The following is a 23,650-nucleotide window of genomic DNA, read 5'->3' on the forward strand; positions in this document are numbered from 1 at the left end:
ATATACTAGCGGACGCGTCCGCGGCTGCCGCCGCCACCACCGCCACCAAACGAACCGCCCCCGCTGGAAGACCCTCCAAAGGAGCTACGGGAAGGCGACGGTTGGCTGAACGAGCGGGAAGGCTGCTCGTACGAGCGAGCCGGCTGGCTGTATACCTGACGTTGGGCTGCTTGCCCATCGCCATTAAACATACGGTTGCGACGGGGTTGCGCTACGTTTCCTTGATTGTTGTATACGGCTTGGCTACCACCATCGGCGCTGCGCCACCGCCGGCCCGAACGACCATCCAGGTTTGGTTGGTCGGCGGGTACATTCACCACGTTCTGTTGACCAGTGCCTGCGGCACCGCTGTTCATAACACGGCCACGGCTCCAGCCGCCATTGTTACCGTTTACTACCGTGCCACCAGCTCCATTAGACAGGACTGCGTTGCCACCCGAGCGACCTGTGCGGATAGCACCACCGTTCGGAGCCGACGACAGCGCCGCGGCACTCCGCTCACGCCGTGGCTGGTAATTGACACGGCTGCGCGTGTCGCTATAACCGCCACCGTAGACAGGGTAGCCATAGCCCCAACCGCCGTAACCCAACCCATAGCCCAGACGTGGTCCATAACCGAATCCGCCGTAGCCCAAACCACCATAGAAGGGGTCATACAACCCGCCATAGCCTAAACCACCGTATCCCAGCCCATATGGCCGATAGAAGGAGCCAAAGCCCAGGCCCAGCCCAATACTCATGCCCGAACCGTAGAAGGGAGAGTAGAAAGGGCTGTACATTGAGCCAAAGCCGTAGGGGCTATAGCCACCATACCAAAAGGGGTCGGTGTAAGCAAGGCTGGAATAGCCCAAGCCACTGTAGGTGGAGTTGTTGAAGCGGCGCAGCCGGGAAGCGTAGCCGTAGTCATCGTCGTAGTACTCCGTGGCACCTACTGCATCTTGTTCGGTACCATCACCAGCATATTCCGGATTCACATCACCCGCTACGGCGTAGCCACCGTTGGTCTGCTCCTGCCCGTAGCGGGCATCCAGTGCCTCCTGGGCGGCAGGAGTTAGTGTAGTTTTGTCCTTCGAAGTATAGTACACTCCGTCGTTTTCGGTAGAGCTAGTAAGGGCCGATGTGCCCGCGCACCCGCCGAGCGCCAGCGCGCTCAAAGCAGATAGAATGAAGGTGGAATATCTTTTCATGATTATGTAGAGAAAGGAGCTATGGAAATGAGAATCAGGCGAAGTTAGGGGGCATCTGCTACCCGCTTCACCTGCCGGGCGGGATGCTTCGTTTTAATAACGTAATTTGAGGCCGAAACGGTGCCCTAGTGGCGGACAAATGTTATACCACTATTTCGGACTTTTTTTGCACTTCTACTTCCAAAGATACTCCAAAACATGAGCAAAAGTTTGCCGAAGCGTAGCGAAGATTACTCTTTATGGTACAATGAGTTAGTGAAGCGCGCGGGCCTAGCTGAAAATGCCGCCGTACGGGGCTGCATGGTCATCAAGCCGTATGGCTACGCTATCTGGGAAAAAATGCAGCAGACGCTGGACGGGATGTTTAAGCGCACCGGCCACCAGAATGCTTATTTTCCGCTATTCGTCCCCAAAAGCCTATTCGAGGCGGAGGAGAAGAATGCAGAAGGCTTTGCCAAGGAGTGCGCCGTGGTAACACACTACCGACTCCAAACAGACCCCGAAAAGCCCGGCAAGTTGCGCGTGGACCCCAACGCTAGGTTGGAAGAAGAACTGGTGGTGCGCCCTACCTCCGAAGCCATCATCTGGAGCACCTATAAAAACTGGATTCAAAGCTACCGCGACCTGCCGCTGCTCATCAACCAATGGGCCAACGTAGTGCGCTGGGAAATGCGCACGCGCTTGTTCCTGCGCACGGCGGAGTTTTTGTGGCAGGAAGGCCATACCGCCCACGCCACCGCCGAAGAAGCCTTGGCCGAAACCCGCCAGATGCTGGACGTATACGCCGAGTTTGCCGAGGAGTGGATGGCCCTACCCGTGGTGAAAGGCGTGAAATCGGAGAACGAACGGTTTGCCGGTGCCATCGAAACGTATTGCATTGAGGCCTTGATGCAGGATGGCAAGGCGCTACAGGCTGGCACCTCGCACTTTCTGGGGCAGAACTTCGCCAAAGCATTTGATGTGCAGTTCCAAAGTAAAGAAGGCACGCTGGAGCACGTATGGGGCACCAGCTGGGGAGTGAGCACCCGCCTGATGGGCGCCCTGGTGATGGCGCATTCCGATGATGAGGGCTTGGTTCTACCCCCCAAACTGGCACCTATCCAGGTAGTGATTGTGCCTATTTATAAAACCGGCCAGCTCGACGAGCTGCTGGAGCGCATCCGGCCCATGCAGCAAGGCCTGCTGGAGCGCGGCATCTCCGTAAAAGTAGATGACCGCGACACCGAGCGCCCCGGCTTTAAGTTTGCCGAGTGGGAGATGAAAGGTGTGCCGGTACGCCTTGCCGTGGGCATGCGCGACCTGGACGCTGGCACTGTGGAGGTAGCCCGCCGCGACACGAAGGAGAAAATGAACCTGCCGCTGGCTGACATCGTGCAAAGCGTAGACCAGCTACTCCAGGATATCCAGACCAACATCTACAGCAAGGCCCTGCGCTACCGCGAGCAGCACACCACCCGCGTAACCACTTACGAGGAGTTCAAGCAAGTGCTTGATACCACCGCGGGCTTCGTGCTGGCCCCTTGGGACGGCACCCCCGAAACGGAGGAACGCATCAAGGAAGAAACCAAAGCAACCATCCGCTGCCTGGCCCTGAACGAGCCCGACGAGGACGGGGTAGACATGCTGACGGGCAAGCCCTCGGCACGCTACGCTTATTTTGCGCGGGCGTATTAATCCCGCATTGTATCGAACGAACACAGAGGGCGACTATATAGTCGCCCTCTGTGTTTCTCATTATTAAGGAGTACCGAAGGCTAGCTACCTTATCTTCTTTCTCCCGACTTTCTACGTATCTTTCTTTACCACCCTTCTAGCTTTCTACTTATGGACTGGCTCACGATTGCTACCCTTCTGCTATTTGGCTTGCTGTTCGTAGCGGCCGAAGTGATTTTTATTCCGGGCACCACGTTTGTAGGCTTTGTGGGCTTTGTGCTGCTAGCCGTAGGCATCTGGTTCAGCTACCGCGACCTGGGCACGCCTACTAGCCACTTCATCCTGGGTGGCGCGGCCGTGCTCACGGCAACGCTGGTATATATCGGGTTGCGCCCCAAAAACCTGAACAAGTTTGCTCTTACGGAGGTACACAACAACTACGTGCACGATGCCCGCCGCCCCGACGTACAGCCCGGCACTGCTGGTCGTACTATCTCGGCTCTGCGGCCGGCCGGCACAGTGTTGTTTGACAACGACCGGCGCGAGGCTACTACCCGCGGCGAGTTTATTGCGGCTGGCACGCCGGTGCGGGTGCTACGCATCGAGCAAAACCGCATAGTGGTAGAGCAAGCCTAAGTGGCCGGATCAGTTTTTAGTTGTTAGTTACACGGTCTTTCGCCATCATCTCTCTGCCTACCCTATGGATTTTCCGATTCTACCTATTGCTGTGGCAGCCATCGTGCTGCTGGTGTTACTGTATTTTTTTCCGATCAATCTGTGGATAACGGCCATATTCTCCGGCGTACGTATCAGCCTGTTGCAGTTGGTATTCATGCGCGTCCGCAAGGTGCCACCGTCGTTGATTGTCAACTCGTTGATTACGTCTTCCAAGGCTGGGCTGCAAATCACAGCCAATGAGCTGGAAACGCACTACTTGGCCGGCGGCAATGTACCCAGCGTCATCAAAGCGCTGATTTCGGCTGATAAGGCAAACATTCCGTTGGATTTCAAGCAGGCCACTGCCATCGACCTTGCGGGCCGCGACGTATTCGAGGCCGTTACAACGTCCGTTAATCCCAAAGTCATCAACACGCCCAACGTGGCCGCTGTAGCGCAGGATGGTATTCAACTCATTGCCAAGGCCCGCGTAACCGTTCGCGCCAACATCACCCAATTAGTAGGCGGGGCCGGCGAGGAAACCATTCTGGCCAGGGTAGGCGAAGGTATTGTCACGAGCATTGGCTCATCGCTCTCGCACAAAGAAGTACTCGAAAACCCCGACAAAATCTCGAAGCTGGTACTGCAAAAAGGGCTGGACGCGGGCACAGCGTTTGAAATCCTGAGCATCGATATTGCGGACGTCGATATCGGCGAGAATATTGGTGCCAAGCTGCAAACCGACCAAGCATCTGCCGACTTGAAAGTGGCCGAGGCCCGCGCTGAGGAGCGCCGCGCCATGGCTGTGGCCATGGAACAGGAATACCGCGCCAAAACCCAGGAAGCCAAAGCCCGCGTGGTAGATGCCGAAGCCGAAATTCCGAAGGCTATGGCCGAGGCCTTCCGCTCCGGCAACTTAGGTATTATGGACTATTATAAAATGCGCAACATCCAGTCCGACACTGACATGCGCGACTCCATTGCCAACCCCGACGGTCCAAAGCCGAGTTAGTGACCGAGTAGTAAAGCTGTAAAAACAAGCGCGTGCCCTCCTGAGCTCAGGAGGGCACGCGCTTGTTTTTACAGCTTTACTATTTCTTCGTAACCCGGAATTCTACGCGGCGGTTGAGCTTGCGGGTCTCTTCGTCGTCATTGCTGGCAATGGGCTTGGTGTCGCCGTAGCCTTCGGTGGTGATGCGGGCACCAGCAATACCCTTCGATACCAAGTACTTCTTCACCTCGTTCACGCGGTCCTGGCTTAGCTTCAGGTTCAGGGCCGGGTCGCCTTGGTTGTCGGTGTGGCCTTCTACCTTAATCTCTACCTCTGGGTAGTCCTTCAGGATACGCACCAACCGAAGCAACTCAGGGTAGGAGTTTTCGCGCAGGTAGTACTTGCTCTGGGCAAAGAAGATGTTGTTGAGCTTGATGGTAGACCCTACCGCAAAAGGCACCAAGAACAAGTCCTGCGTCACCTCGGAGTAGTTCTGCCGGTCGGTCACGTCCAGGTTGTCGCTCTCGGCCAGGTAGTTGGTCGCCTCGGCGCGGTAGCCATACTGCACGCCAGAGGGTAGCACAATGGTGTAAGAGCCATCCTGCGGATTCACCTCCGCCACGCCCAGTTCTTCGCCCGTCAGCAGGTTTTCGTAGTGAATGACAGCGGCAATGGGCTTCTTGGTCACAGCATCCAGCACCTGCCCCCGAACAAGGGTCACGGTTTCGGGCTTGAAACGAGGGGTGAGAGCAATACGAAAGATATCTTTGGAACCACCTATTCCATTGCGGGCCGATACTAGGTAGGCGTCTTCACCGGCCGCCGACACAGTATAGTAGGCATCGAAATCGGGGGAGTTGACGTTTGGGCCTAAGTTGCGGGGCGGGCTCCATTTGGTCCAGCTTTCATCCAGGCGCTTGCTGTAAAAGATGTCGCTCTTGCCATAGCCGCCGTGGCCCTCGGAGGCAAAGTAGAGTGTCTTGCCATCGGCGGCCAAGAAGGGCGCGAACTCTGCTTTCTTCGTGTTTACCGTCGGCCCTAGGTTACGCGGGCGGCTCCAGGTCTTACCATCTTCATTCAGAAAGCTGACGTAGATATCCTGGCTACCCTGGCCGTCTTTGCGCTGCACGGCCATCAGCATTACTTTACCCGACGTACCCAGGCAGTAATCCACGTTTTCGGGGTCGTCGTTGTAGTAGTCTTCAATCACCACTGGCACGGGCTTGCTCCAGCCCGTTACGGTGCGGCGCGAGGTGCTGGGCCCTTTGGGCTCCAGCGTCCCGTCGGGACGATATACGCCAATAACAAGCAGTTGCTGCCCGTTGGCCGACACCGCTGCTACCCCATTGGGGTCCTTGGGCGTGTTGATAGGCCCACCCAGATTTTTGGCGGGGTTCCAGGCTTTGGTGTTCGCATTGTTGAGGGTAGCATACCACACGTCCTGCGCATCGCTGGCGCCGCCTGTATTCTGCGGGCTCTCTTGCCGGGCAAAGTACAGCGTGCGGCCATCGGGCGAGATGATGGGGTGCGTATCAACGTACTTGGAATTGACGTTCGGCCCCAGATTCACCATGGTAGAGTCGAACTTAGCCGCGTTGGGGTCTGCTTTGAATTGCTGCTTCACCATGGTCTCGGCCACGTCGGCAATACCGATGGCGTCAATCTGGTTCACCCCGTTCACTTCCTTGGTGTTCATGGTCACCACTACCCCAATGGTACGGTAGGTACCTGGTGAGAAGGTTACCTGTAAGGAGCGGAATGCCTCGCCCAGTGTACCAGGCTTATTGTTTTCATATACCTGGTGCTTACCACCGCGTGTGTCGACCAGCTCAATTTTTGTAACCGAGCCCGGATTGAAATTCTCAACCACCGTCACTTGCTTGGCTACCAGCGACTTGCTGAACCGCACTTCGATAAATTCGTCTTTTCCTTCTTTTTTCGGAATCCAGGCTTCGTTGCTAATCTGTCCCAGTGGCAGCGCATTGGGCTCACCCAATACCTTTTCTGGCGAGAAAGCCTCTTTGCCACTCGATCTTTGCGACGACACAGCAACCACTTTAGCAGCCCACACGGCGTGCTGTGCCTGTGTTGCGCTACCCATTCCTATCAGCAACCCCAAGGAAAGAAAGAGTTTCCTCATCATTCTTGTACTAAATCTGCGAATAAATGATGTGTCGACCTGCCGACGTATCAACCCAGTGCTCCACCGACCCCAACAGGTACCCATACGGGCTGGGTAGTAGCTCCGGCGCTCCGCGAAAGCCGCGCCAAATTACTACCAAACACATAGTTGGCTGGTTATTTTTTGAATAAAACCCAGAACGGTATGGCAGGTAGTAACACCCTTCACCAGTTCAGGATAAATGGCAAAAGCCCGGTCGCACTGGTTGCAGCCGGGCTTTTGCCATGTAGTATCGCACAGTTAGGGTTGCAGCGTGAACGTGCGCGTAACTGAATTATACGGACCTGGTATTAAATTTCCGTTGTTGTCGACCAGCTCCAGCTTCACAGTATTTTGTCCCATTGGTAGACCTTCTATTGTGTATGGCAGCCACTGGCTCAGCATGAACTCGGAGCCGTTGATGGTAGCACGCACTTTATTGCCTTCTGGCGAGAGGGTGGTATTCACCAAGTAAAAATCCAGCATCACCTTCTTGGCATCGTTGCCAGAATAGGCATCCTTTGGGCGGCTATAGAACATATGCGGCGCCGACAAATCAACGTTCAGGGCCTGTGCGGGGGCCGTTCCTACGTTGAGAACACGCAAGTCGTAGGCCCCGCGGTGTTTCAGGCTTTCGTGGTAGGAGCGCGATAGGAAAGACAGCACCACGTGCTGACCATCTGCTATATTTTTGGTAAACTCCGTGGTGTAGTGCGCCGTGTAAGGCTGGTTGTCCACGATGTTGTGAATGTGCTGACCTTTCTCTGAAACGGCCATTTCATTGCCAGTCATACCGCTGCTCATCTTCGTGAGCACAAAGTTGGTCAGATCGTAATCGAATGCCACGGCGCCCGAGGCTACAGTTGCTCCCGAAGGAGGCGTTTTCAGGCGCAATTGTGCTTCGGGGTATTTTGGCGAGTCGTCGAACGGAGTCAGGCGAATGCCGTTTTTCTCCATTGCCGCCATGGTAGGGGAAGTAACCGTTTCGGCCGTGCTCTGCGAAGTGCCCTCCGATTGCTGGCGAGTCGTGTCGCAGGCGCCCAATGCGAGTAACAGAGAACCGCCTAGTAGAAAAGCAGTTGCTTTCATAGGTGAAATGGTGATAATATTAGAAACTGCCGGACCGTATATCCGGCTGCGCCCCACCCCGGGACGACGTGCCATTTTTTTAAGTACTTTGCGCAAGTACGTAACGATTGCTCAAAAGTATATTAATTTTCCGCTATGGACCCAACATTGCTGGAAGAAATTCCATCGCTCGACCTGGCTGATTTTCGTTCTGGCGACCCAGAACGCAAAGCCCGCTTCGTGCAGCAGCTCGGTGAAGCCTACCAAAACATCGGCTTCGTTGCGCTCAAAAACCATGGCCTGACCGACGAGCAGACCACCAAGCTGTACGACGATGTACAGGCTTTCTTTTCCCTACCCGACGAGGTAAAGCAGCGCTACGAAAAGCCGGAACTGGCCGGGCAGCGGGGCTACATTGGCAAAGGAAAAGAACACGCCAAAGGCCGCAACACCGGCGACCTGAAGGAGTTTTTTCACGTAGGCCAGGAAGTAGACGACCCCACCGACCCGGTAGCTCAGGAGTACCCCGACAACATCTGGCCCGCCGAAGTTCCCGGCTTTGCCCAGCACACCACCGCTGCCTACAAAACGCTGGAAGCGGCTGGCAAAGACGTACTGCGCGCTATTGCGCTCTACCTGGAGCTACCCGAGACGTACTTTGATGACAAGGTGAAGAACGGCAACAGCATCCTGCGCCAGATTCACTATTTCCCCATCGAAAACCCAGATGCGGTGCCCGCTGATGCGGTGCGGGCCGCCGAACACGGCGACATCAATCTGATTACGCTGCTGATGGGGGCCTCGGCCGACGGCTTGCAGGTGCTGCGCCGCGATGGTAAGTGGATTCCCATCACAGCCCTACCCGACCAGATTGTGGTGAACGTGGGCGACATGCTGCAGCGCCTCACCAACGGCGTGCTCAAGAGCACCATCCACCGCGTGGTGAACCCGCCCCGTGAGAAGATGAACTCTTCGCGCTACTCGGTGCCTTTCTTTATGCATCCGCGCTCTGAGATGAGCCTGGCCGCGCTGGAAAGCTGCGTGACGCCCGACAACCCAAAGCAGCAACCCGACGTGACTGCTGGCGAATTTCTGAATGAGCGCCTGATTGAACTCGGCCTCAAGAAGAAATAAGCGTCTGGGCTACCTAGTGCAGTTGCCAGTGAGCAGAGGATTACCAATCTACTCACTGGCAACTGTTTTTTAGCCCAAATAACTTTCCCCGCTTTTCATTCGAATAAGGCACCACGTGTAACGCATAATCCGGCACTGCATTGGAAGAGGTTCAGCTGGCACCACCCCCGCGCCGCGGCCAACGCACCCGGCGCGTACGGGGCCTTATTTTTTTGAAAGACGTAGCCGCCCTCAGCTTATCGTCGTTTGGTGGACCACAGGCGCACATTGCCATGATGATGCGCCTGCTGGTGGAGAAACGCCGCTACCTCACCACCGCCGAGTTGCTGGAAATCTCGGCGCTGTGCCAGATTCTGCCGGGTCCGGCGTCTACCCAGACCATTACGGCTATTGGCTTTCGGCTGGGTGGTCCCAACCTGGCCTACCTGACTACCCTCATCTGGATTCTGCCCTCCGTAGTGATTATGACTATGGCAGGCCTCAGCATCAGCTACTTAGATAAAGATCTGGTAACTAGATTGATGCAATACATACAGCCGGTAGCGGTGGGCTTTGTGTTTTACTCAGCCTATAAGATTGGGCGCAAGGTAGTGCAGACCAAAACCTCCACAGCGTTGATTGTAGCGTCGGCGCTGATAGCCTACTTCTTTCAGCTGCCGTGGGTGCTTCCTCTACTGCTGCTGGCAGGCGGACTGATTACCACTTTTCGTTACCGCAAGCTGCCGCAACAAGAAAAAAAGCCTCTGCACATCAAGTGGGCTAATGGCATTCTATGGCTGGCAGTCTTATTGGTAGCAGCTCTTGTGGGCTCGTATACCAAACTACTGCCTGTGCGCCTGTTCGAGAACTTTTACCGCAACAGCAGCCTGGTTTTTGGTGGCGGTCAAGTACTGGCCCCGCTTTTCTACGCCGAGTTTGTGGAGTTTAAGCATTACCTGAGTGGCCCTGAGTTTCTGTCGGGCTATGGCCTGACCCAGGCGCTGCCCGGCCCCAATTTCTCGCTGGCTGCCTACATTGGCGCGCTGGCCATGCGCACCGGGGGCTATGGCCTGAGCGGGCAGTTGTTGGGCGCAGCCGTGGGCACAGTAGGCATATTCCTACCCGGTACACTTCTGATTTTCTTCGCTATCCGCTTCTGGGACCACCTCAAACAGTATCGTGTGGTGCAGGCTTCGCTGGAAGGTATCAATGCAGTAGCAGCAGGGCTGGTGTGGGCAGCCGCTCTCCTCCTCTACCACCCCCTACCCGATACTACCGTCAACATCGTACTGGTAGCTGTCACCTTTCTGGTGCTGCTATGGGAGAAAATACCCTCTTATGTCCTAATCGGGGTAGCCTTAGTAGCTGGGGTTCTTATTTGAGCTTACTCAGAATAAAATCCAGCTTTTCATTGGTGCTGATCTGACCGGCTTTCAGTCCGGCAACATCTACCCTCATTTCGGCAACGTCCGTTTTCAGACCAGCAACGTCCGCTTTTAGCTCTGCAATAGCTATCTTCATTACTATCTGCTCACGCAGGATGAAGCTGATATTGCTGCTTTGCACAGTAACTATTTCCGTCAGTTGACCTACCGCAGCGCTGAGCTGTTTGAGCTGAGCCGTGTGACGGTCCAGGATGGTCATAGCCTCGGCTATCATGGGCTCAAGCTACTCTAGGCGCTGGTCAGGTGTCATAGCGAATTAACAGGGTAGAACTTACAACAAAGCGTAAACACAATTCCCTCAGCCGAAAATACACAACTTTCGGCTGAGGGAAAAGGACTGAGGTTGGCGTATACCGAACTACAGCAGCTCGGGCAGATTCAGCAGGTAATCGCCGTAGCCGCTCTTACGGAGTGGGGTGGCAATAGCGCGCAGCTGCTCGGCATCAATAAAGCCTTGACGGTAAGCTACCTCCTCAATGGCGCCTACCTTCAGCCCCTGGCGCTGCTCAATAACACGCACAAACTCGCCGGCCTGCATCAGGCTTTCAAACGTACCCGTATCGAGCCAGGCTGTGCCGCGCCCCAGGATGCCTACCTTCAGCTTACCGCGCCGCAGATACTCCTGGTTGACGTCGGTAATTTCATACTCGCCGCGTGGGCTGGGCTCTAGGTTTTTGGCAATCTCTACCACGTCGTTGTCGTAGAAGTAGAGGCCGGGCACGGCGTAATTGCTCTTAGGATTGGTCGGCTTTTCCTCAATGCTAAGCGCTTTTTTGCTTTCATCGAACTCCACCACACCGTAGCGCTCAGGGTCGTGCACGTGGTAGGCATACACCACGCCGCCATCGGGGTTGTTGTTCGACTTCAGCAGTTCCTCCATACCCTCACCGTAGAAGATATTATCGCCGAGCACCAGGGCCACTTTATCCTGCCCGATAAAATCGGCACCCAGCACAAATGCCTGCGCCAAGCCATTGGGCACCTCCTGCACCACGTACTCGAAACGACAGCCAATGCTTTGCCCGTCGCCAAGCAGCTTCTTGAACTGTGCCTGGTCGTGCGGCGTGGTAATAATCAGGATTTCCCGTATTCCTGCCATCATCAGCACCGACAGGGGGTAGTAAATCATGGGCTTATCATACACGGGCATCAGTTGCTTGGATACGGCCAGTGTGAGCGGGTGCAGACGGGTGCCGGAGCCCCCGGCGAGAATAATACCTTTCATCGGGTGAATGGTTGCTTGTTTTGCGCTGGAGCGGCTAGCCCTCCGGCTATTTAACAATTAGTTTCTTTCTGCTATAAACTCTTGGTGCGTTCTAAACCACGCCAATGTCTGTTGCAATCCTTCCCGAATACGAACCTGCGGATCATACCCAAGTAAGGTTTGGGCTTTGCCGATATCAGCCAGAGAGTCGCGGATGTCGCCGGCACGGTCGGGACCATACTCGGGCGTGATGTCGGAGCCCGCTTCTTCTTTCAGGATGTTGAACAAGTCGTTGAGCGAAGTGCGGTCGGCTACGGCAATGTTGTAGACCTGATTCACGGCTGCCGGATTCTGCACCAGCGCGGCCTTGATGTTAGCCTGCACGCAGTTTTCCACAAAGGTAAAGTCGCGCGTCTGGCCACCATCGCCATTCATGCGAGGCGGGCGGCCTTCCAATACAGCATCAATAAACAGCGGAATCACAGCGGCGTATGCCCCGTTGGGGTCCTGGCGCGGGCCGAAGATATTGAAGTAGCGCAGGCCGATGAGCTCCATGCCGTACGTCTTGCCGAAGACGTCGGCATACAGCTCGTTCACGTACTTGGTTACGGCGTAGGGCGAGAGGGGCTTACCAATACGATCTTCTACCTTGGGTAGGGCTTTATGGTCGCCGTAGGTGGAGCTGCTGGCGGCATACACAAACCGTTTCACGTTGGCCTCTTTGGCAGCTACCAGCATATTCACAAAGCCCCCCACGTTCACATCGTTGCTGGTGATGGGGTCGTTGATGGAGCGCGGCACTGAGCCCAGCGCCGCCTGGTGCAGCACAATATCAATTCCTTTGCAAGCATCGCGGCACGTCTCCGGGTCGCGAATGTCCCCCTCAATGACGCGCAGGGTAGGGTTGTCCTGAAACAGCGCTACGTTTTTGCGGAAGCCGTTGGAGAAGTTATCCAGCACGCGCACCTCTTTGGCGCCGTATTTCAAGAGGTATTCTACCAGGTTGGAGCCGATAAACCCGGCACCGCCTGTTACCAGAAAGGCAAGAGTATCAAGCGGCTGTTCGTGGAAAGGATGATCGTACACGTTGTTGATGTGCTGATGGTGGATAAATTGATGTGCCGATTGATGAAACGTACAGGTGCTAAGACCAGCACGTGCACTCATCAATCATCAGCACATTAGCGTGCTGCGTACTGCGTGCGGTAGTAATCCTGATACGCGCCGCTGGTCACATTGTCCAGCCACCCCTGGTTTTCGAGGTACCAATCTACAGTCTGGCTCAGGCCCTGCTCAAAGGTCACGGAGGGCTTCCAGCCCAGCTCGTTCATTATTTTGGAGCTATCGATGGCGTAGCGCAGGTCGTGGCCAGCGCGGTCGGTTACGAAAGTGATGAGCTGGCGCGACGTGCCTTGTGGCTTGCCGGTTTTTTCGTCCAGCGTGTCGCAGAGCAGATGAATCAGCTCGATGTTCTGCCACTCGTTCACACCACCAATGTTGTACGTCTCCCCTACCTGGCCTTTGTGGAAAACCGCGTCGATGGCCGTGGCATGGTCTTTCACAAACAGCCAGTCGCGCACGTTTTCGCCCTTGCCGTACACGGGCACCGGCTGCCCCGTCCGGATGCGGTGGATAGCCAGCGGAATCAGCTTCTCGGGGAAGTGATTAGGCCCGTAGTTGTTCGAGCAGTTGCTCAGTTTCACAGGCATATGGTAGGTGTGGTGCCAGGCCCGCACAAAATGATCCGACGACGCTTTGCTGGCCGAGTAGGGCGAGCGGGGGTCGTAGCTGGTATCTTCCGTAAACATCTCCGGTCCCATTTCCAGCGAGCCATATACTTCATCGGTGCTCACGTGGTAGAACACGTTGCCCTCATATCCTTTGGGCTTCCAAAGGTTTTTGGCGGCGTTTAGCAGGTGTACCGTACCCAGCACATTGGTTTTCACGAAAGCCAGCGGGTCGGTGATGCTGCGGTCTACGTGCGACTCAGCCGCGAGGTGAATGACAGCGTCGGGTTCCTCCGTAGCAAACAACTGGTCAACAAATGCCTGGTCAGTGATGTCACCTTTTACCAAGCGGTAGTTGGGCGCGTTTTCAATGTCGCGCAGGTTTTCCAGGTTGCCGGCGTAGGTCAAGGCGTCCAGATTCAGGATCTGGTACTCCGGGTATTTGGTCACAAACAGCCGTACTACGTGCGACCCAATAAAGCCGGCCCCGCCGGTGATGATGATTTTCATAGTTTCAATAAGGGAATGGATGCATGAGCGAATAAGTGAATGATGATGCGTGAACGGTATAACAGAATTACCATTCCTTCACCCATTCACTTATTTACCCATCGATAATTGCCACTTCCAGGCACTAGCCAGTGCTTCTGCCAAGGTAGCTGTGGTTTGAAAACCCAGTTCGGTGGTGGCTTTGGTTACGTCGGCGTAGATGGCGGGCACGTCGCCGGCACGGGCCGGACCGATGCTATAGTTGAGCTCCACGCCGGTAGCCTCTTCAAACGTTTTTACTACCTCCAGCACCGAGTTGCCACGCCCGGTACCCACGTTGAAGACCTCTACATTGTCACCAACACCATCCAGCAGGCGCTGCACGGCCACTACGTGGGCCTTGGCCAGGTCTACCACGTGCACATAGTCGCGGATGTTGGTGCCATCGGGCGTGTCGTACGTGTCACCAAAAATTGTGAGCTTCTCGCGGATGCCGGCGGCAGTCTGGGTGATGAAGGGCACCAAGTTGTTGGGTACCCCCAGCGGCAGCTCGCCAATCTTGGCCGACTCGTGCGCGCCAATTGGGTTGAAGTAGCGCAGTAGAATGGTGCGCAGCGTGCTACCCGGCGCGGCGGCCGTATCGGTCAGGATATCTTCGCAGATCTTTTTGGTATTGCCGTAGGGCGAGTTAGCATCCTTACGAGGGGTTTGCTCCGTTACAGGTAGCTGATCAGGAATGCCATACACCGTGCACGACGACGAGAACACCAAATTACTCAGTCCGAATTCCGCCATCACCTGCAACAGCGTCACCAGGGAGCCCACGTTGTTGTGGTAGTAGGCCAACGGCTTCTGCACCGACTCGCCCACGGCTTTGAACGCCGCAAAGTGAATCACTCCCTGCACGTCTTTCTCCCGGTTGAATATGTCGCGCAAGGCGTCGGCATCGCCGCAGTCGATGCGGTAGCTGGGAATGGCTACCCCCAGAATCGACTGAATACCATCCAGCACCGACTCCTGCGAGTTACTGAAATCATCAGCGATAATCGGCTGATAGCCGGCATTATACAGCTCTACTACCGCGTGCGAGCCAATGTAGCCCGCGCCGCCCGTTACGAGTATTTTGGCGCGCATATGGTGAAAATGGTGAAGTGGTGAGCAGTGAAGTTGTGAATAAGTAGTTGTAAACACACTGTTTTGATTATATAATCGAAGCAAGCTGATTCACAATTTCACTACTCACAACTTCACCTTAAAGGCTCCAGTAAGTCAGGTCCTGAATTTTATTGCGGTAGAGGCCTTTGAGGTCAACCAGTACGGCGTTGTCGGCGGTAATGGACTGGAAGTAGGCCTCATCTTTGGAGAGGTAGGGCTTGTGGCTGACGGCCACAATTACGCCATCGTAGTCCTGGCGCACGTCGGCTTCGGGGGTAAGGCGGAAGCCATATTCGTGGTTTAGCTCCTCGGAGCTGGCGTGTGGGTCCACGATGTCCACGTTCACCGAGAAGTTTTTCAGCTCATGGATGACATCCGCTACTTTGGAATTGCGGATATCCTCCACGTTTTCCTTGAAGGTAGCGCCCATCACCAGCACCCGGCTCTTCGATACATCTTTGCCCTGCCGAATCATCATCTGCACCGTTTTGCGAGCAATGTAGGCCCCCATGGTATCATTGGTGGTACGGCCACTCAGAATCACCTTGGCGTCGTAGCCCAGCTCTTTGGCCTTGTAGGTCAGGTAGTATGGGTCTACGCCGATGCAATGGCCGCCTACCAGGCCGGGGAAGAACTTCAGGAAGTTCCACTTGGTGCCGGCCGCCTCCAGTACCTCATAGGTATTGATGTTCATGCGGTCAAAAATCATCGACAGCTCATTCATCAACGCAATATTCACGTCGCGCTGAGTGTTCTCGATGATTTTGGCGGCCTCGGCTACCTTGATGCTGCTGGCGCGGTGCACGCCGGCCGTTACCACCAGCTCGTAGAGTTTGGCAATTGTGTCCAGCGACTCGTCATCACAGCCCGATACCACTTTCACGATGCGGGCCAGGGTGTGCTCCTTGTCGCCGGGGTTGATGCGCTCGGGCGAGTAGCCCACCTTGAAATCCTGCGGGAACGACAAGCCTGACAGCTTTTCCATCACTGGAATGCAGTCTTCCTCGGTGCAGCCGGGGTACACGGTGCTTTCAAACACCACATAGTCGCCTTTCTTCAAGACTTTGCCTACCGAGGTAGAAGCGCCTAGCAGCGGCTTCAGATCGGGCTGGGCGTGCTCGTCGATGGGGGTAGGCACGGCCACGATAAAGAAGCGCGCCTCGCGCAGCACATCCAGCGAGTCGGTGAAGGTGATGTCGCAGCCTTCAAAGTCGTTCGCTTCCAACTCCCCGCTGGGGTCGATGCCGTTGCGCATCATTTCCACCCGACCAGCGTTGATATCAAAACCAATTACGCTGAGCTTGCGGGCAAATTCCAGCGCGATAGGCAACCCTACGTAGCCAAGGCCAATAACAGCCAGCTTAGCTTCTTTACGGAGTAGTTCGTCGTACACTCTTGGGAAATATTAAGTAGTGAATTAGTCGGAATAGTCTTCGGCCCAAACTTCCGTTTTCGCCTGATTTAACTCGTAGCCCTGAAAAGACTCGGGGCACCGGGCAAAGCCGCTTTGATCGAAATGCAACCGGTGGCCGTGGGCACTTATCCAGCCATGCTGCCGGGCCGGGTTGCCATATACCAGAGCAAACGCGGGCACGTTGCGGGTGATAACGCTACCCGCACCCACAAACGCATAGCGGCCCAGCCGCACGCCGCACACCAAGGTACTGTTGGCCCCTACCGTTGCGCCGCGCTCCAGCACAGTAGGCAGGTAGTGGGCCTCGCCGCGGCGAGGAACCGCGCTCCGTGGATTCCTGATATTAGTAAACACCACTGACGGCCCCAGAAATACATCATCCTCGCAGTGCACGCCGGTGTAGAGGCTCACGTTGTTCTGCACTTTCACGTTGCGGCCCAGCGTCACGCCGTCGGCCACAAACACGTTTTGGCCCAAGCTACACGCCTCGCCCAGCACGGCCCCCGCCGATACATGCGTGAAGTGCCAGATGCGGCAGCCGGCACCCACGCGGCAGCCCTCGTCGAGGACGGCAGTCGGATGGGCGTAGTAGGCAAGCTGATCGGTCATGCCGGAAGGAAAGGGAAGCGCGGGGTAGCAGGCGGCAAAGGTAGCGGTTTTCGCGGGGCGCTCAGCACAAACCGGGCCACGCGGCTGGTGCTATGGCACTCACAAACCGGTCTTTGCCGAACAAATCGGGGTGTACGCAGGCTTGCTGGTAACCTGCGGCGGCCAGGGCGGCAGCTACAGCGTGCATATATTGCTCGTTGCCTTCTAGGTAGAGCGTACCGCCGGGTAGGAGGAATTGGCGCCCTACCTCGGCCAGGCGGTGGTAGAATAGCAACGGGTCGTGGTCGGGAACAAACAAGGCCGTAGCGGGCTCGTGGGCCAGCACGTTGAGGCGCATCAAAGCCTTTTCTTTTTCAAGTACATAGGGTGGATTGCTGACCAACACATGCAGAGAATGAGGTTCCATCTGCGGCAGCTCGCACAGAATATCCACTTGCTGAAAATCAATAGCAGCCCCGTACGCCCCTGCATTCCGATGGGCTACGGCCAGGGCCTCTGCTGAAATATCCACCGCTGTGAACTGGGCACCGGACAGGTGCTGACTAAGTGCTATGGGAATGCAGCCGCTCCCTGTGCCCACGTCCAGAATCCGCAGGCCGGGCTGCCCGTGGTGCGCCCGAATAATAAGTTGCACCAGCTCCTCCGTTTCGGGGCGCGGAATGAGGGTAGCGGGCGTCACGGCCAGTGTCAGATCGTAGAAGTGCGCCTGGCCTAGTACGTACTGCACGGGCTCGTGGCGGAGCAAGCGCGCCAGCAGGGTAGGCACCTGCTCGGCCACGGCGGCCGGCACTTCTGCGGCAGCCTGCATCCGGCGCTGCAACGGGCTCAAGCCGAGCAGGCTTTCTATGACCAGCGCAGCTATAGCTTCAGCTTCCGGCGCCGGGTAAAGGACCGAAAGTTGGGCTGCGAGGTCGAGGGTGAGTTGGCGAAGGGTAGGGACAGACACGGAAATAACAAACAGCTAGATAAGCGCAAATATCTACAATCTGATTGGGAGCCGCCCAAGCTCAACGGTAGCATCTCCGGTTGGATCTGCCTACCTTGCTCCTGCTCTCCCCGCCCTGCTTGCCACTACCCACCCTGTTTCGCATGACCACTCAGGCTTTGTCTACCACTCCTTCCTCTTTCTCAGCATTTGACCACTTGATGATGCGCCGGGCGCTGGACCTGGCGCGCCTGGGCACTGGTTACACGCGCCCCAATCCGCTGGTAGGCTGCGTTATCACCCACAACGGCCGCATTATTGGGGAGGGCTGGCACCGGCAGTATGGTGGGCCGCACGCCGAGGTGAATGCGGTGGCCTCCGTTACGGAGCCGCACTTGCTACCCCAGAGCCGCGCTTACGTCACGCTGGAGCCCTGCTCGCACTTCGGCAAGACGCCGCCCTGCGCCGACTTGCTGATTGCCAGAGGCATTCCTGAGGTGGTGGTCTGCAACCTCGACCCCAACCCGTTGGTGGCGGGCCAGGGCGTGGCCAAGCTGGAGGCGGCCGGCATTCGCGTCAGCGTGGGCTTGCTGGCCGAGCAGGGCCGCTGGCTGAACCGGCGCTTTTTCACGTTGCAGGAGCAAAAGCGGCCCTATGTGGTGCTGAAATGGGCCGAAACGGCCGATGGTTTCCTGGCCGGGCGCTTTCACCAGCCGGTGCAGATCAGTGGGGAGCTGGCAAGCTTAGCTGTGCACCAGTGGCGGGCCGAGGAGCAGGCTATTTTGGTTGGCACCCGCACGGCCCTGCACGACAACCCCCAGCTGAGCGTGCGGCACTGGCCCGGTCAGAACCCGCTGCGCATCGTTATCGACAAAAACCTGAGCCTCCCCCCTACCCATCATCTGCTTAACTGCCAGCAGTCTACCCTGGTATACACTTACCGCCACCGCGATACGCGCGGCAACTTGGGCTACGTGACGCTCTCCGAGGCCGACGACCTGTTTCCGCAGATTATGCAGAACCTGTACCAGCGCAACGTGCAGTCGGTACTGGTGGAAGGCGGGCCCACGGTACTGGAGTCGTTGATGCAGGACGGCCTGTGGGACGAAATCCGGGTGATACGCAGCCCGAAGCGGCTGGGGGCCGGCGTGGCAGCCCCGCGCCTGGGTTTTGTGGGACTGCACGAGCAGTTTCGGCTGGGCGAAGATGAAGTGTTCGTTTATTTGCGGCAGCCGAAAGCCTAGTATTGCTTCTCGCAGAGGTTTGCGGAGGTAGGCGCTGAGGTTCGCAGCATAGGCTCTACCCTATTTACATTTCAACACTCAACACTTTCAACCGTGGCCGAAGAACTTCACCTTGATACGACGCTTAGCAAAGCCGAGCAGTACCGCCAGCTCCTACCCCAGATTGAAGCCCTGACCGCTGGCGAGCCCGACCTGACCGCCAACTTGGCCAACACTGCCGCCGCCCTGCGCCAGGCCTTCGGGTTCTTTTGGGTAGGGTTTTACCTGGTAAAAGGCGACGAGCTGGTCCTGGGTCCATTTCAAGGGCCGATTGCCTGCACCCGCATCCGGCGTGGCAAGGGCGTATGCGGTAGTAGCTGGGCTGAGGCCCGCACCTTGCTGGTGCCCGACGTAGAGCAGTTTCCCGGCCACATCGCGTGCAGCTCCGATTCGAAATCGGAAATCGTGGTGCCCGTGCTGAAAAATGGCGAGGTAGTAGCCGTGCTCGATGTGGACAGCGACCAACTCAACGACTTCGACCACGACGACCAAATGGCGCTAGAGAAGTTGATGCAGCTGGCAGCCAGATGGTTTTAAGTTAAATAGACCTGTTGGTCTTTTCCTGATGCGCAAAGTCATTTTCTACATTGCCACCAGCCTCGATGGCTATATTGCTTCCTCTGATGGCTCTGTGGAATGGTTGCCTGCGCCGCCTCCAGGGGAAGATTATGGTTACGCCAGCTTTCTTTCGACAGTAGATACCACGCTGATGGGTCGTACCACCTACGAGCAGGTGCTTACTTTCGGCGAATGGCCGTACGCAACACTTTCTAATTACGTGTTCACCCACACGCCTCCCGAAGCGAAACCGGCTTCTGTGCAGTTCGTGTCGGATGATGTAGTAGGGTTTGTGACGCAGCTCCGCCAAGCATCTGGGCAAACCATCTGGCTCATTGGAGGTAGCACGCTGGCAGCGCCTTTGTTGGCAGCCAATTTAGTCGATGAGTTGATGCTGTTTGTAGTTCCTAGGCTTCTAGGATCGGGTATTTCTTTGTGGCATGGGCAGGATGCTGCTGGTCCCTTAACTCTCTTACGAACACAAACATGGCCCGATGGCATGGCGCTTCTGCACTATCGAATTAAAAGGAGTATATAGGTTATTGTGAACTCCTATTTATAGTATAAGGCTATAATATGTTACGCTATAAGTATAGATACATATCGAAGATTTATAGCCTTTTACCTTTTATATCACTGCTTGCACCTTGTGCTGGTTATGCTCAAGCATCTGTAGTTGTCGGCACTGTGCAGGATGTAGGCACAAAGGCGGCCGTACCATTCGCTGTTGTCGAAATTCCTACCTATCATCTTGGTGTGCAGGCCGATCAGCAGGGTCATTTTTCGCTTTCTCTACCCTCCAACCTCGCCCCAACCGATTCGCTGACTGTGTCGGCGCTGGGCTATCAGCGGCGGCGTGTGGCCTTAGCAGCAGCTTCACACATTACGTTGCAGCCCCTACCTATTGCATTGCGCGAGGTAGTCGTACACGGTACTAAATCGGCGCCGGTAGTACTGGGTCCACAAAAAAAGGCTGGGTGGAGCAGTGGCTTTGGTGAAAGCGGCCTGACAGCCGATAAGCGCGCTGGCTGGCAGGTAGCGTACTTTTTTGCACAGCCCCCTACCGGACAGCTAACAGCTGTACGTTTTTATGTGAAGCGTGGGAATCAACGTCGCTGTGCCGCGCAATTGCTTCAGGCACCGTTTCGGGTACGCGTATACGCCGCCGACGGCCCATCTGGTGCACCAGGCACCGATCTACTCACCGAAACCGTCCTAGCTGCTGCCTCGAAGCCAGGCTGGCTAACCGTGAGCCTTACCTCCTTCAATCTTCCGACTTCGGCTGCCGGCTTTTTCGTGGCTATGGAATGGCTGTATACAGATGCGCGCTACCTCTGCCAAACGACAAGCGTAAATCACACTACCAAAGAGCGCAAAGCAATTACTCACTACGGGCAACAGTTAGGTGGCTATCATCAGGAACAGGATCAAAAAGCAGCGTGGTATCTGAGTGCCGGTTACCCGTGGCAGCAAATGCCTTCTTTTACAGCGGCCGGTAAACTTCCTTTATTCAGTGAGCCAGCTATTCAAGCCATCATTCAGCCCTAAATCAAAAAGCGCCACAGCCTCCCGAAGAAGCTGCGGCGCTTGTGCTAACAAGCCTGTTCTATCTAGCTGAACAAACCCGGCTGCGCTACTTTCAACTGCGCAATAACGGTTTCGCCGCCTTTCACTTTCTCCCCTAGCCCTACCTTCAGTTCGGTGTCCAATGGTACGAAGATATCGACGCGGGAGCCGAACTTGATGAAGCCGAACTCCTCACCCTGGTTCACTTCGTCGCCTTCGTTCACGTACCACACAATGCGGCGAGCCATGGCGCCGGCAATCTGCCGGAACAGCACAAACGGACCTGCATCCGACTCCACTACCACCGTGGTGCGCTCGTTTTTGGTGCTGCTCTTGGGGTGCCACGCCACCAGGTAGTTGCCGGGGTGGTAGCGGAAGTAGCGCACAATGCCCGAAATAGGATTGCGGGTGATGTGCACGTTGATGGGCGACATGAAAATGCTGATTTGCTTGCGCATGTCGTCGAAATACTCACCCTCGTGCACATCCTCAATTACCACTACTTTGCCGTCGGCGGGGGCAATAAGCAGGTCTTCGTGGGTGAGCAGGTTGCGGTAGGGGCTGCGGAAGAATTGCAGCAGCAACAGAAACACAATGACAGAGATGCCCGCAAAAATCTGGTTGAACAGCAGGTGTCGCTCGTTCACGCGGAAGAGCAACAGGTTGATGGCCAGCAGGGCCAGCAGGGTAAAGAACAGAATACGTCTTCCTTCTTTGTGAATCTTCATATCAGCGCAGATTGTGCGGCTTGGCCTACTGTTGCCGTACTGGCGGTGGCAGGCCAACGGAGGGGGCAGCGGGTGTTTGGGGGGTAGAAAATGAGAGAGCGGAGCAAAATAGATTAAATCCTTTACAAAGATAGCCCGGCCGAAGCGGTCCGGGCTATCTTACACACAAATATAATGGTGTCGCTATAGGGACGGAGGCACAGCACCGAAGGTTGCGTCTCTTCTGAAGACTATCCGAGCAAACAGACCTAACAGCAGAACGTCATTCCGAGACAAGCTCGGAATGACGTTGGATTCTGACACGCTTAATACGCGCCGCGGAACTTGTACGTTTGAGCTACCTTATCGATGGCCACTACGTAGGCCGCAATGCGCATGGGTACTTCATACTTCTGCGCCACGGCGTATACTTTCTCGAAGGCATCGTTCATGATGCGGCCGGCGCGCTCAATCACCATCTGCTCGCTCCACTTATAGCCTTGGCGGTTCTGAATCCACTCGAAGTAGGAAACCGTGACGCCGCCGGAGTTGGCCAGGATATCGGGCACCACCAAGATGCCTTTCTCATTGATGATAGGGTCGGCGGAGGCCGAGGTAGGGCCATTGGCGCCTTCTACAATTAGCTTGGCCTTGATGTCGTGGGCGTTGTGCTCGGTGATGACGTCCTCTACAGCGGCGGGCACCAGCATATCCACGTCCGAAATCAGCAGGTCATCGGGGTCCATGGGGGTAGCGCCCGTGAAGCCTTCCAGGCGGCCCTTGTGCGCATTTTTGTAGGCAATGGCCTCGTCGATGTCAATGCCGTCTTCGTTCCAATAGGCGCCGCTAATGTCGCTTACGCCTTTGATTTTCACCCCTTTCTCGTTGAGCAGCTTCGCGGCCCACGAGCCCACGTTGCCGAAACCCTGCACCACAGCAGTGGTGTTTTCGGGCTTCATGCCCAGCTTGCCCAGCGCCGCAATAGCCGATACCATCACGCCGCGGCCAGTTGCTTCTACGCGGCCCAGCGAGCCACCCAGTACCAAAGGCTTTCCCGTGACAACAGCCGGCGAGGTCTTGCCGGAAGTTTTGGAGTATTCGTCCATCAGCCACGCCATTTCGCGGGGGCCAGTGCCCATGTCGGGGGCCGGAATGTCTTTATCGGGGCCGAACACGTCTTTCAACGCCAGCGTGTAGCCGCGGGTCAGGCGCTCGATTTCGCCGGCGCTCATGGTGGTAGGGTCGCAGATGATACCACCTTTGGCACCGCCGTACGGAATGTCTACCACGGCGCATTTCCAGGTCATCCAGGCGGCCAGGGCTTTTACCTCATCGAGGTGCACGTGGGTGTCGTAGCGGATGCCTCCTTTGCTGGGCCCCAGGATGGTGTTGTGCACCACGCGGTAGCCTTCAAATACGCGCACCTGCCCGTTGTCCATCGTCACGGGAATGCTGACAATCACCTGCTTGTCAGGCGCTTTCAGTACGTTATAAGTTTGTTCGTCGAGCCCGAGGATGTTGGCCGCTACGTTGAAGCGCGACATCATGGACTCTAGGGGATTTTCGCGGTCCACAATCGGGGCCGGCTCTTTGTACACCGTGGTCAGAACTGCCATGGAAGTAAGAAAAAAAGGGTGGGTGGGTAGGAAAACGGGACGCCTCGTTGCTGGGGGCTGAGACGACACGGGGCAACAATAAGGCCGCAAAGGTAACGGAATGATGAAGCCGTAAAAGACAT

The 23,650-nt window shown here is 56.2% G+C and carries 22 protein-coding genes; 9 read left to right on the forward strand and 13 right to left on the reverse strand.

Annotated elements, in window-relative coordinates; translation table 11 throughout:
- Positions 1 to 5: 5 nt before the first annotated feature.
- Entirely contained in the window at positions 6 to 1,187 is a 1,182-nt protein-coding gene (locus tag MUN82_RS17570; protein WP_245092557.1) for a YgdI/YgdR family lipoprotein, read from the reverse strand.
- A gap of 198 nt (positions 1,188 to 1,385) precedes the next feature.
- Here MUN82_RS17570 and proS point away from each other — a divergent pair, with 198 nt between their 5' ends.
- From proS to floA, 3 genes are all read left to right on the forward strand, one after another.
- Positions 1,386 to 2,861, forward strand: a complete 1,476-nt coding sequence (proS, locus tag MUN82_RS17575; RefSeq protein WP_245092558.1) for a proline--tRNA ligase — start codon at positions 1,386 to 1,388, stop codon at positions 2,859 to 2,861.
- Positions 2,862 to 3,011: 150 nt separating this feature from the next.
- Entirely contained in the window at positions 3,012 to 3,476 is a 465-nt protein-coding gene (locus MUN82_RS17580; protein WP_245092560.1) for an NfeD family protein, read from the forward strand.
- A gap of 64 nt (positions 3,477 to 3,540) precedes the next feature.
- A complete protein-coding gene (gene floA, locus MUN82_RS17585) occupies positions 3,541 to 4,509 on the forward strand; it encodes a flotillin-like protein FloA (protein ID WP_245092562.1) in 969 nt (322 codons plus the stop codon).
- A gap of 79 nt (positions 4,510 to 4,588) precedes the next feature.
- On the opposite strand, the gene MUN82_RS17590 is transcribed toward floA, so the two are convergent.
- Together MUN82_RS17590 and MUN82_RS17595 are read right to left on the reverse strand one after the other, a co-directional pair.
- Positions 4,589 to 6,631, reverse strand: coding sequence for an OmpA family protein (locus MUN82_RS17590; protein WP_245092564.1), 2,043 nt, complete (start codon positions 6,629 to 6,631; stop codon positions 4,589 to 4,591).
- A 279-nt stretch (positions 6,632 to 6,910) separates the two neighbouring features.
- Positions 6,911 to 7,738 (reverse strand): hypothetical protein, encoded by an 828-nt coding sequence (locus MUN82_RS17595; protein ID WP_245092566.1) that lies wholly within the window; start codon positions 7,736 to 7,738, stop codon positions 6,911 to 6,913.
- A 135-nt stretch (positions 7,739 to 7,873) separates the two neighbouring features.
- On the opposite strand from MUN82_RS17595, the gene MUN82_RS17600 reads away from it, so the two are divergent.
- Both MUN82_RS17600 and chrA read left to right on the forward strand, forming a co-directional pair.
- On the forward strand, positions 7,874 to 8,851 hold the full coding sequence (locus MUN82_RS17600; protein ID WP_245092568.1) for an isopenicillin N synthase family dioxygenase: 978 nt from the start codon (positions 7,874 to 7,876) through the stop codon (positions 8,849 to 8,851).
- A gap of 140 nt (positions 8,852 to 8,991) precedes the next feature.
- Complete coding sequence (chrA, locus tag MUN82_RS17605) at positions 8,992 to 10,212, forward strand: chromate efflux transporter (protein WP_245092570.1); 1,221 nt, start codon at positions 8,992 to 8,994, stop codon at positions 10,210 to 10,212.
- On the opposite strand, the gene MUN82_RS17610 is transcribed toward chrA, so the two are convergent.
- From MUN82_RS17610 to prmC, 8 genes are all read right to left on the reverse strand, one after another.
- Complete coding sequence (locus tag MUN82_RS17610; protein ID WP_245092572.1) at positions 10,205 to 10,489, reverse strand: hypothetical protein; 285 nt, start codon at positions 10,487 to 10,489, stop codon at positions 10,205 to 10,207. The two genes, chrA and MUN82_RS17610, sit on opposite strands and share 8 nt — an antisense overlap.
- A 144-nt stretch (positions 10,490 to 10,633) precedes the next feature.
- Entirely contained in the window at positions 10,634 to 11,500 is an 867-nt protein-coding gene (rfbA, locus tag MUN82_RS17615) for a glucose-1-phosphate thymidylyltransferase RfbA (RefSeq protein WP_245092574.1), read from the reverse strand.
- A gap of 57 nt (positions 11,501 to 11,557) precedes the next feature.
- Positions 11,558 to 12,565: an SDR family oxidoreductase gene (locus MUN82_RS17620; protein ID WP_245097594.1), complete on the reverse strand. Its 1,008-nt coding sequence runs from the start codon at positions 12,563 to 12,565 to the stop codon at positions 11,558 to 11,560.
- A 95-nt stretch (positions 12,566 to 12,660) separates the two neighbouring features.
- On the reverse strand, positions 12,661 to 13,716 hold the full coding sequence (gene rfbB / locus MUN82_RS17625; protein WP_245092576.1) for a dTDP-glucose 4,6-dehydratase: 1,056 nt from the start codon (positions 13,714 to 13,716) through the stop codon (positions 12,661 to 12,663).
- 90 nt (positions 13,717 to 13,806) lie between these two features.
- Entirely contained in the window at positions 13,807 to 14,829 is a 1,023-nt protein-coding gene (gene galE, locus MUN82_RS17630) for a UDP-glucose 4-epimerase GalE (RefSeq protein ID WP_245092578.1), read from the reverse strand.
- 118 nt (positions 14,830 to 14,947) lie between these two features.
- Complete coding sequence (locus MUN82_RS17635) at positions 14,948 to 16,243, reverse strand: nucleotide sugar dehydrogenase (RefSeq protein WP_245092580.1); 1,296 nt, start codon at positions 16,241 to 16,243, stop codon at positions 14,948 to 14,950.
- Between the two features lie 24 nt (positions 16,244 to 16,267).
- Entirely contained in the window at positions 16,268 to 16,873 is a 606-nt protein-coding gene (locus MUN82_RS17640; protein ID WP_245092582.1) for an acyltransferase, read from the reverse strand.
- 61 nt (positions 16,874 to 16,934) lie between these two features.
- Complete coding sequence (gene prmC / locus MUN82_RS17645) at positions 16,935 to 17,819, reverse strand: peptide chain release factor N(5)-glutamine methyltransferase (RefSeq protein WP_245092584.1); 885 nt, start codon at positions 17,817 to 17,819, stop codon at positions 16,935 to 16,937.
- 143 nt (positions 17,820 to 17,962) lie between these two features.
- On the opposite strand from prmC, the gene ribD reads away from it, so the two are divergent.
- The 4 genes from ribD to MUN82_RS17665 all read left to right on the forward strand — a co-directional run bounded on the left by ribD (position 17,963) and on the right by MUN82_RS17665 (position 21,187).
- Positions 17,963 to 19,042 carry a bifunctional diaminohydroxyphosphoribosylaminopyrimidine deaminase/5-amino-6-(5-phosphoribosylamino)uracil reductase RibD gene (gene ribD / locus MUN82_RS17650; RefSeq protein WP_245092586.1) on the forward strand — a complete coding sequence of 360 codons (1,080 nt, stop codon included), beginning with the start codon at positions 17,963 to 17,965 and terminating at the stop codon, positions 19,040 to 19,042.
- A 93-nt stretch (positions 19,043 to 19,135) separates the two neighbouring features.
- Positions 19,136 to 19,618 (forward strand): free L-methionine (R)-S-oxide reductase MsrC, encoded by a 483-nt coding sequence (msrC, locus tag MUN82_RS17655; protein WP_245092588.1) that lies wholly within the window; start codon positions 19,136 to 19,138, stop codon positions 19,616 to 19,618.
- Positions 19,619 to 19,646: 28 nt separating this feature from the next.
- Complete coding sequence (locus tag MUN82_RS17660) at positions 19,647 to 20,177, forward strand: dihydrofolate reductase family protein (protein WP_245092590.1); 531 nt, start codon at positions 19,647 to 19,649, stop codon at positions 20,175 to 20,177.
- A 38-nt stretch (positions 20,178 to 20,215) separates the two neighbouring features.
- Positions 20,216 to 21,187, forward strand: coding sequence for a carboxypeptidase-like regulatory domain-containing protein (locus tag MUN82_RS17665; RefSeq protein ID WP_245092592.1), 972 nt, complete (start codon positions 20,216 to 20,218; stop codon positions 21,185 to 21,187).
- A 62-nt stretch (positions 21,188 to 21,249) separates the two neighbouring features.
- On the opposite strand, the gene MUN82_RS17670 is transcribed toward MUN82_RS17665, so the two are convergent.
- Both MUN82_RS17670 and MUN82_RS17675 read right to left on the reverse strand, forming a co-directional pair.
- Complete coding sequence (locus tag MUN82_RS17670) at positions 21,250 to 21,933, reverse strand: phosphatidylserine decarboxylase family protein (protein WP_245092594.1); 684 nt, start codon at positions 21,931 to 21,933, stop codon at positions 21,250 to 21,252.
- 305 nt (positions 21,934 to 22,238) lie between these two features.
- Positions 22,239 to 23,528, reverse strand: a complete 1,290-nt coding sequence (locus MUN82_RS17675) for a Glu/Leu/Phe/Val family dehydrogenase (RefSeq protein WP_245092595.1) — start codon at positions 23,526 to 23,528, stop codon at positions 22,239 to 22,241.
- Positions 23,529 to 23,650: the final 122 nt, after the last annotated feature.

It is taken from the genome of Hymenobacter aerilatus (assembly GCF_022921095.1).
GTDB classification, from domain to species: domain Bacteria; phylum Bacteroidota; class Bacteroidia; order Cytophagales; family Hymenobacteraceae; genus Hymenobacter; species Hymenobacter aerilatus.

Coding starts and splice junctions, on each gene's coding strand:
- floA (WP_245092562.1), top strand. CDS start 3,541: ATGGATTTTCCGATTCTACCTATTGCTGTGGCAGCCATCGTGCTGCTG.
- rfbB (WP_245092576.1), bottom strand. CDS start 13,716: ATGAAAATCATCATCACCGGCGGGGCCGGCTTTATTGGGTCGCACGTA.
- ribD (WP_245092586.1), top strand. CDS start 17,963: ATGACCACTCAGGCTTTGTCTACCACTCCTTCCTCTTTCTCAGCATTT.
- MUN82_RS17640 (WP_245092582.1), bottom strand. CDS start 16,873: ATGACCGATCAGCTTGCCTACTACGCCCATCCGACTGCCGTCCTCGAC.
- MUN82_RS17595 (WP_245092566.1), bottom strand. CDS start 7,738: ATGAAAGCAACTGCTTTTCTACTAGGCGGTTCTCTGTTACTCGCATTG.
- MUN82_RS17660 (WP_245092590.1), top strand. CDS start 19,647: ATGCGCAAAGTCATTTTCTACATTGCCACCAGCCTCGATGGCTATATT.
- MUN82_RS17665 (WP_245092592.1), top strand. CDS start 20,216: ATGTTACGCTATAAGTATAGATACATATCGAAGATTTATAGCCTTTTA.
- rfbA (WP_245092574.1), bottom strand. CDS start 11,500: ATGAAAGGTATTATTCTCGCCGGGGGCTCCGGCACCCGTCTGCACCCG.
- MUN82_RS17570 (WP_245092557.1), bottom strand. CDS start 1,187: ATGAAAAGATATTCCACCTTCATTCTATCTGCTTTGAGCGCGCTGGCG.
- MUN82_RS17590 (WP_245092564.1), bottom strand. CDS start 6,631: ATGATGAGGAAACTCTTTCTTTCCTTGGGGTTGCTGATAGGAATGGGT.
- galE (WP_245092578.1), bottom strand. CDS start 14,829: ATGCGCGCCAAAATACTCGTAACGGGCGGCGCGGGCTACATTGGCTCG.
- MUN82_RS17580 (WP_245092560.1), top strand. CDS start 3,012: ATGGACTGGCTCACGATTGCTACCCTTCTGCTATTTGGCTTGCTGTTC.
- MUN82_RS17670 (WP_245092594.1), bottom strand. CDS start 21,933: ATGAAGATTCACAAAGAAGGAAGACGTATTCTGTTCTTTACCCTGCTG.
- MUN82_RS17600 (WP_245092568.1), top strand. CDS start 7,874: ATGGACCCAACATTGCTGGAAGAAATTCCATCGCTCGACCTGGCTGAT.
- MUN82_RS17610 (WP_245092572.1), bottom strand. CDS start 10,489: ATGATAGCCGAGGCTATGACCATCCTGGACCGTCACACGGCTCAGCTC.
- MUN82_RS17675 (WP_245092595.1), bottom strand. CDS start 23,528: ATGGCAGTTCTGACCACGGTGTACAAAGAGCCGGCCCCGATTGTGGAC.
- proS (WP_245092558.1), top strand. CDS start 1,386: ATGAGCAAAAGTTTGCCGAAGCGTAGCGAAGATTACTCTTTATGGTAC.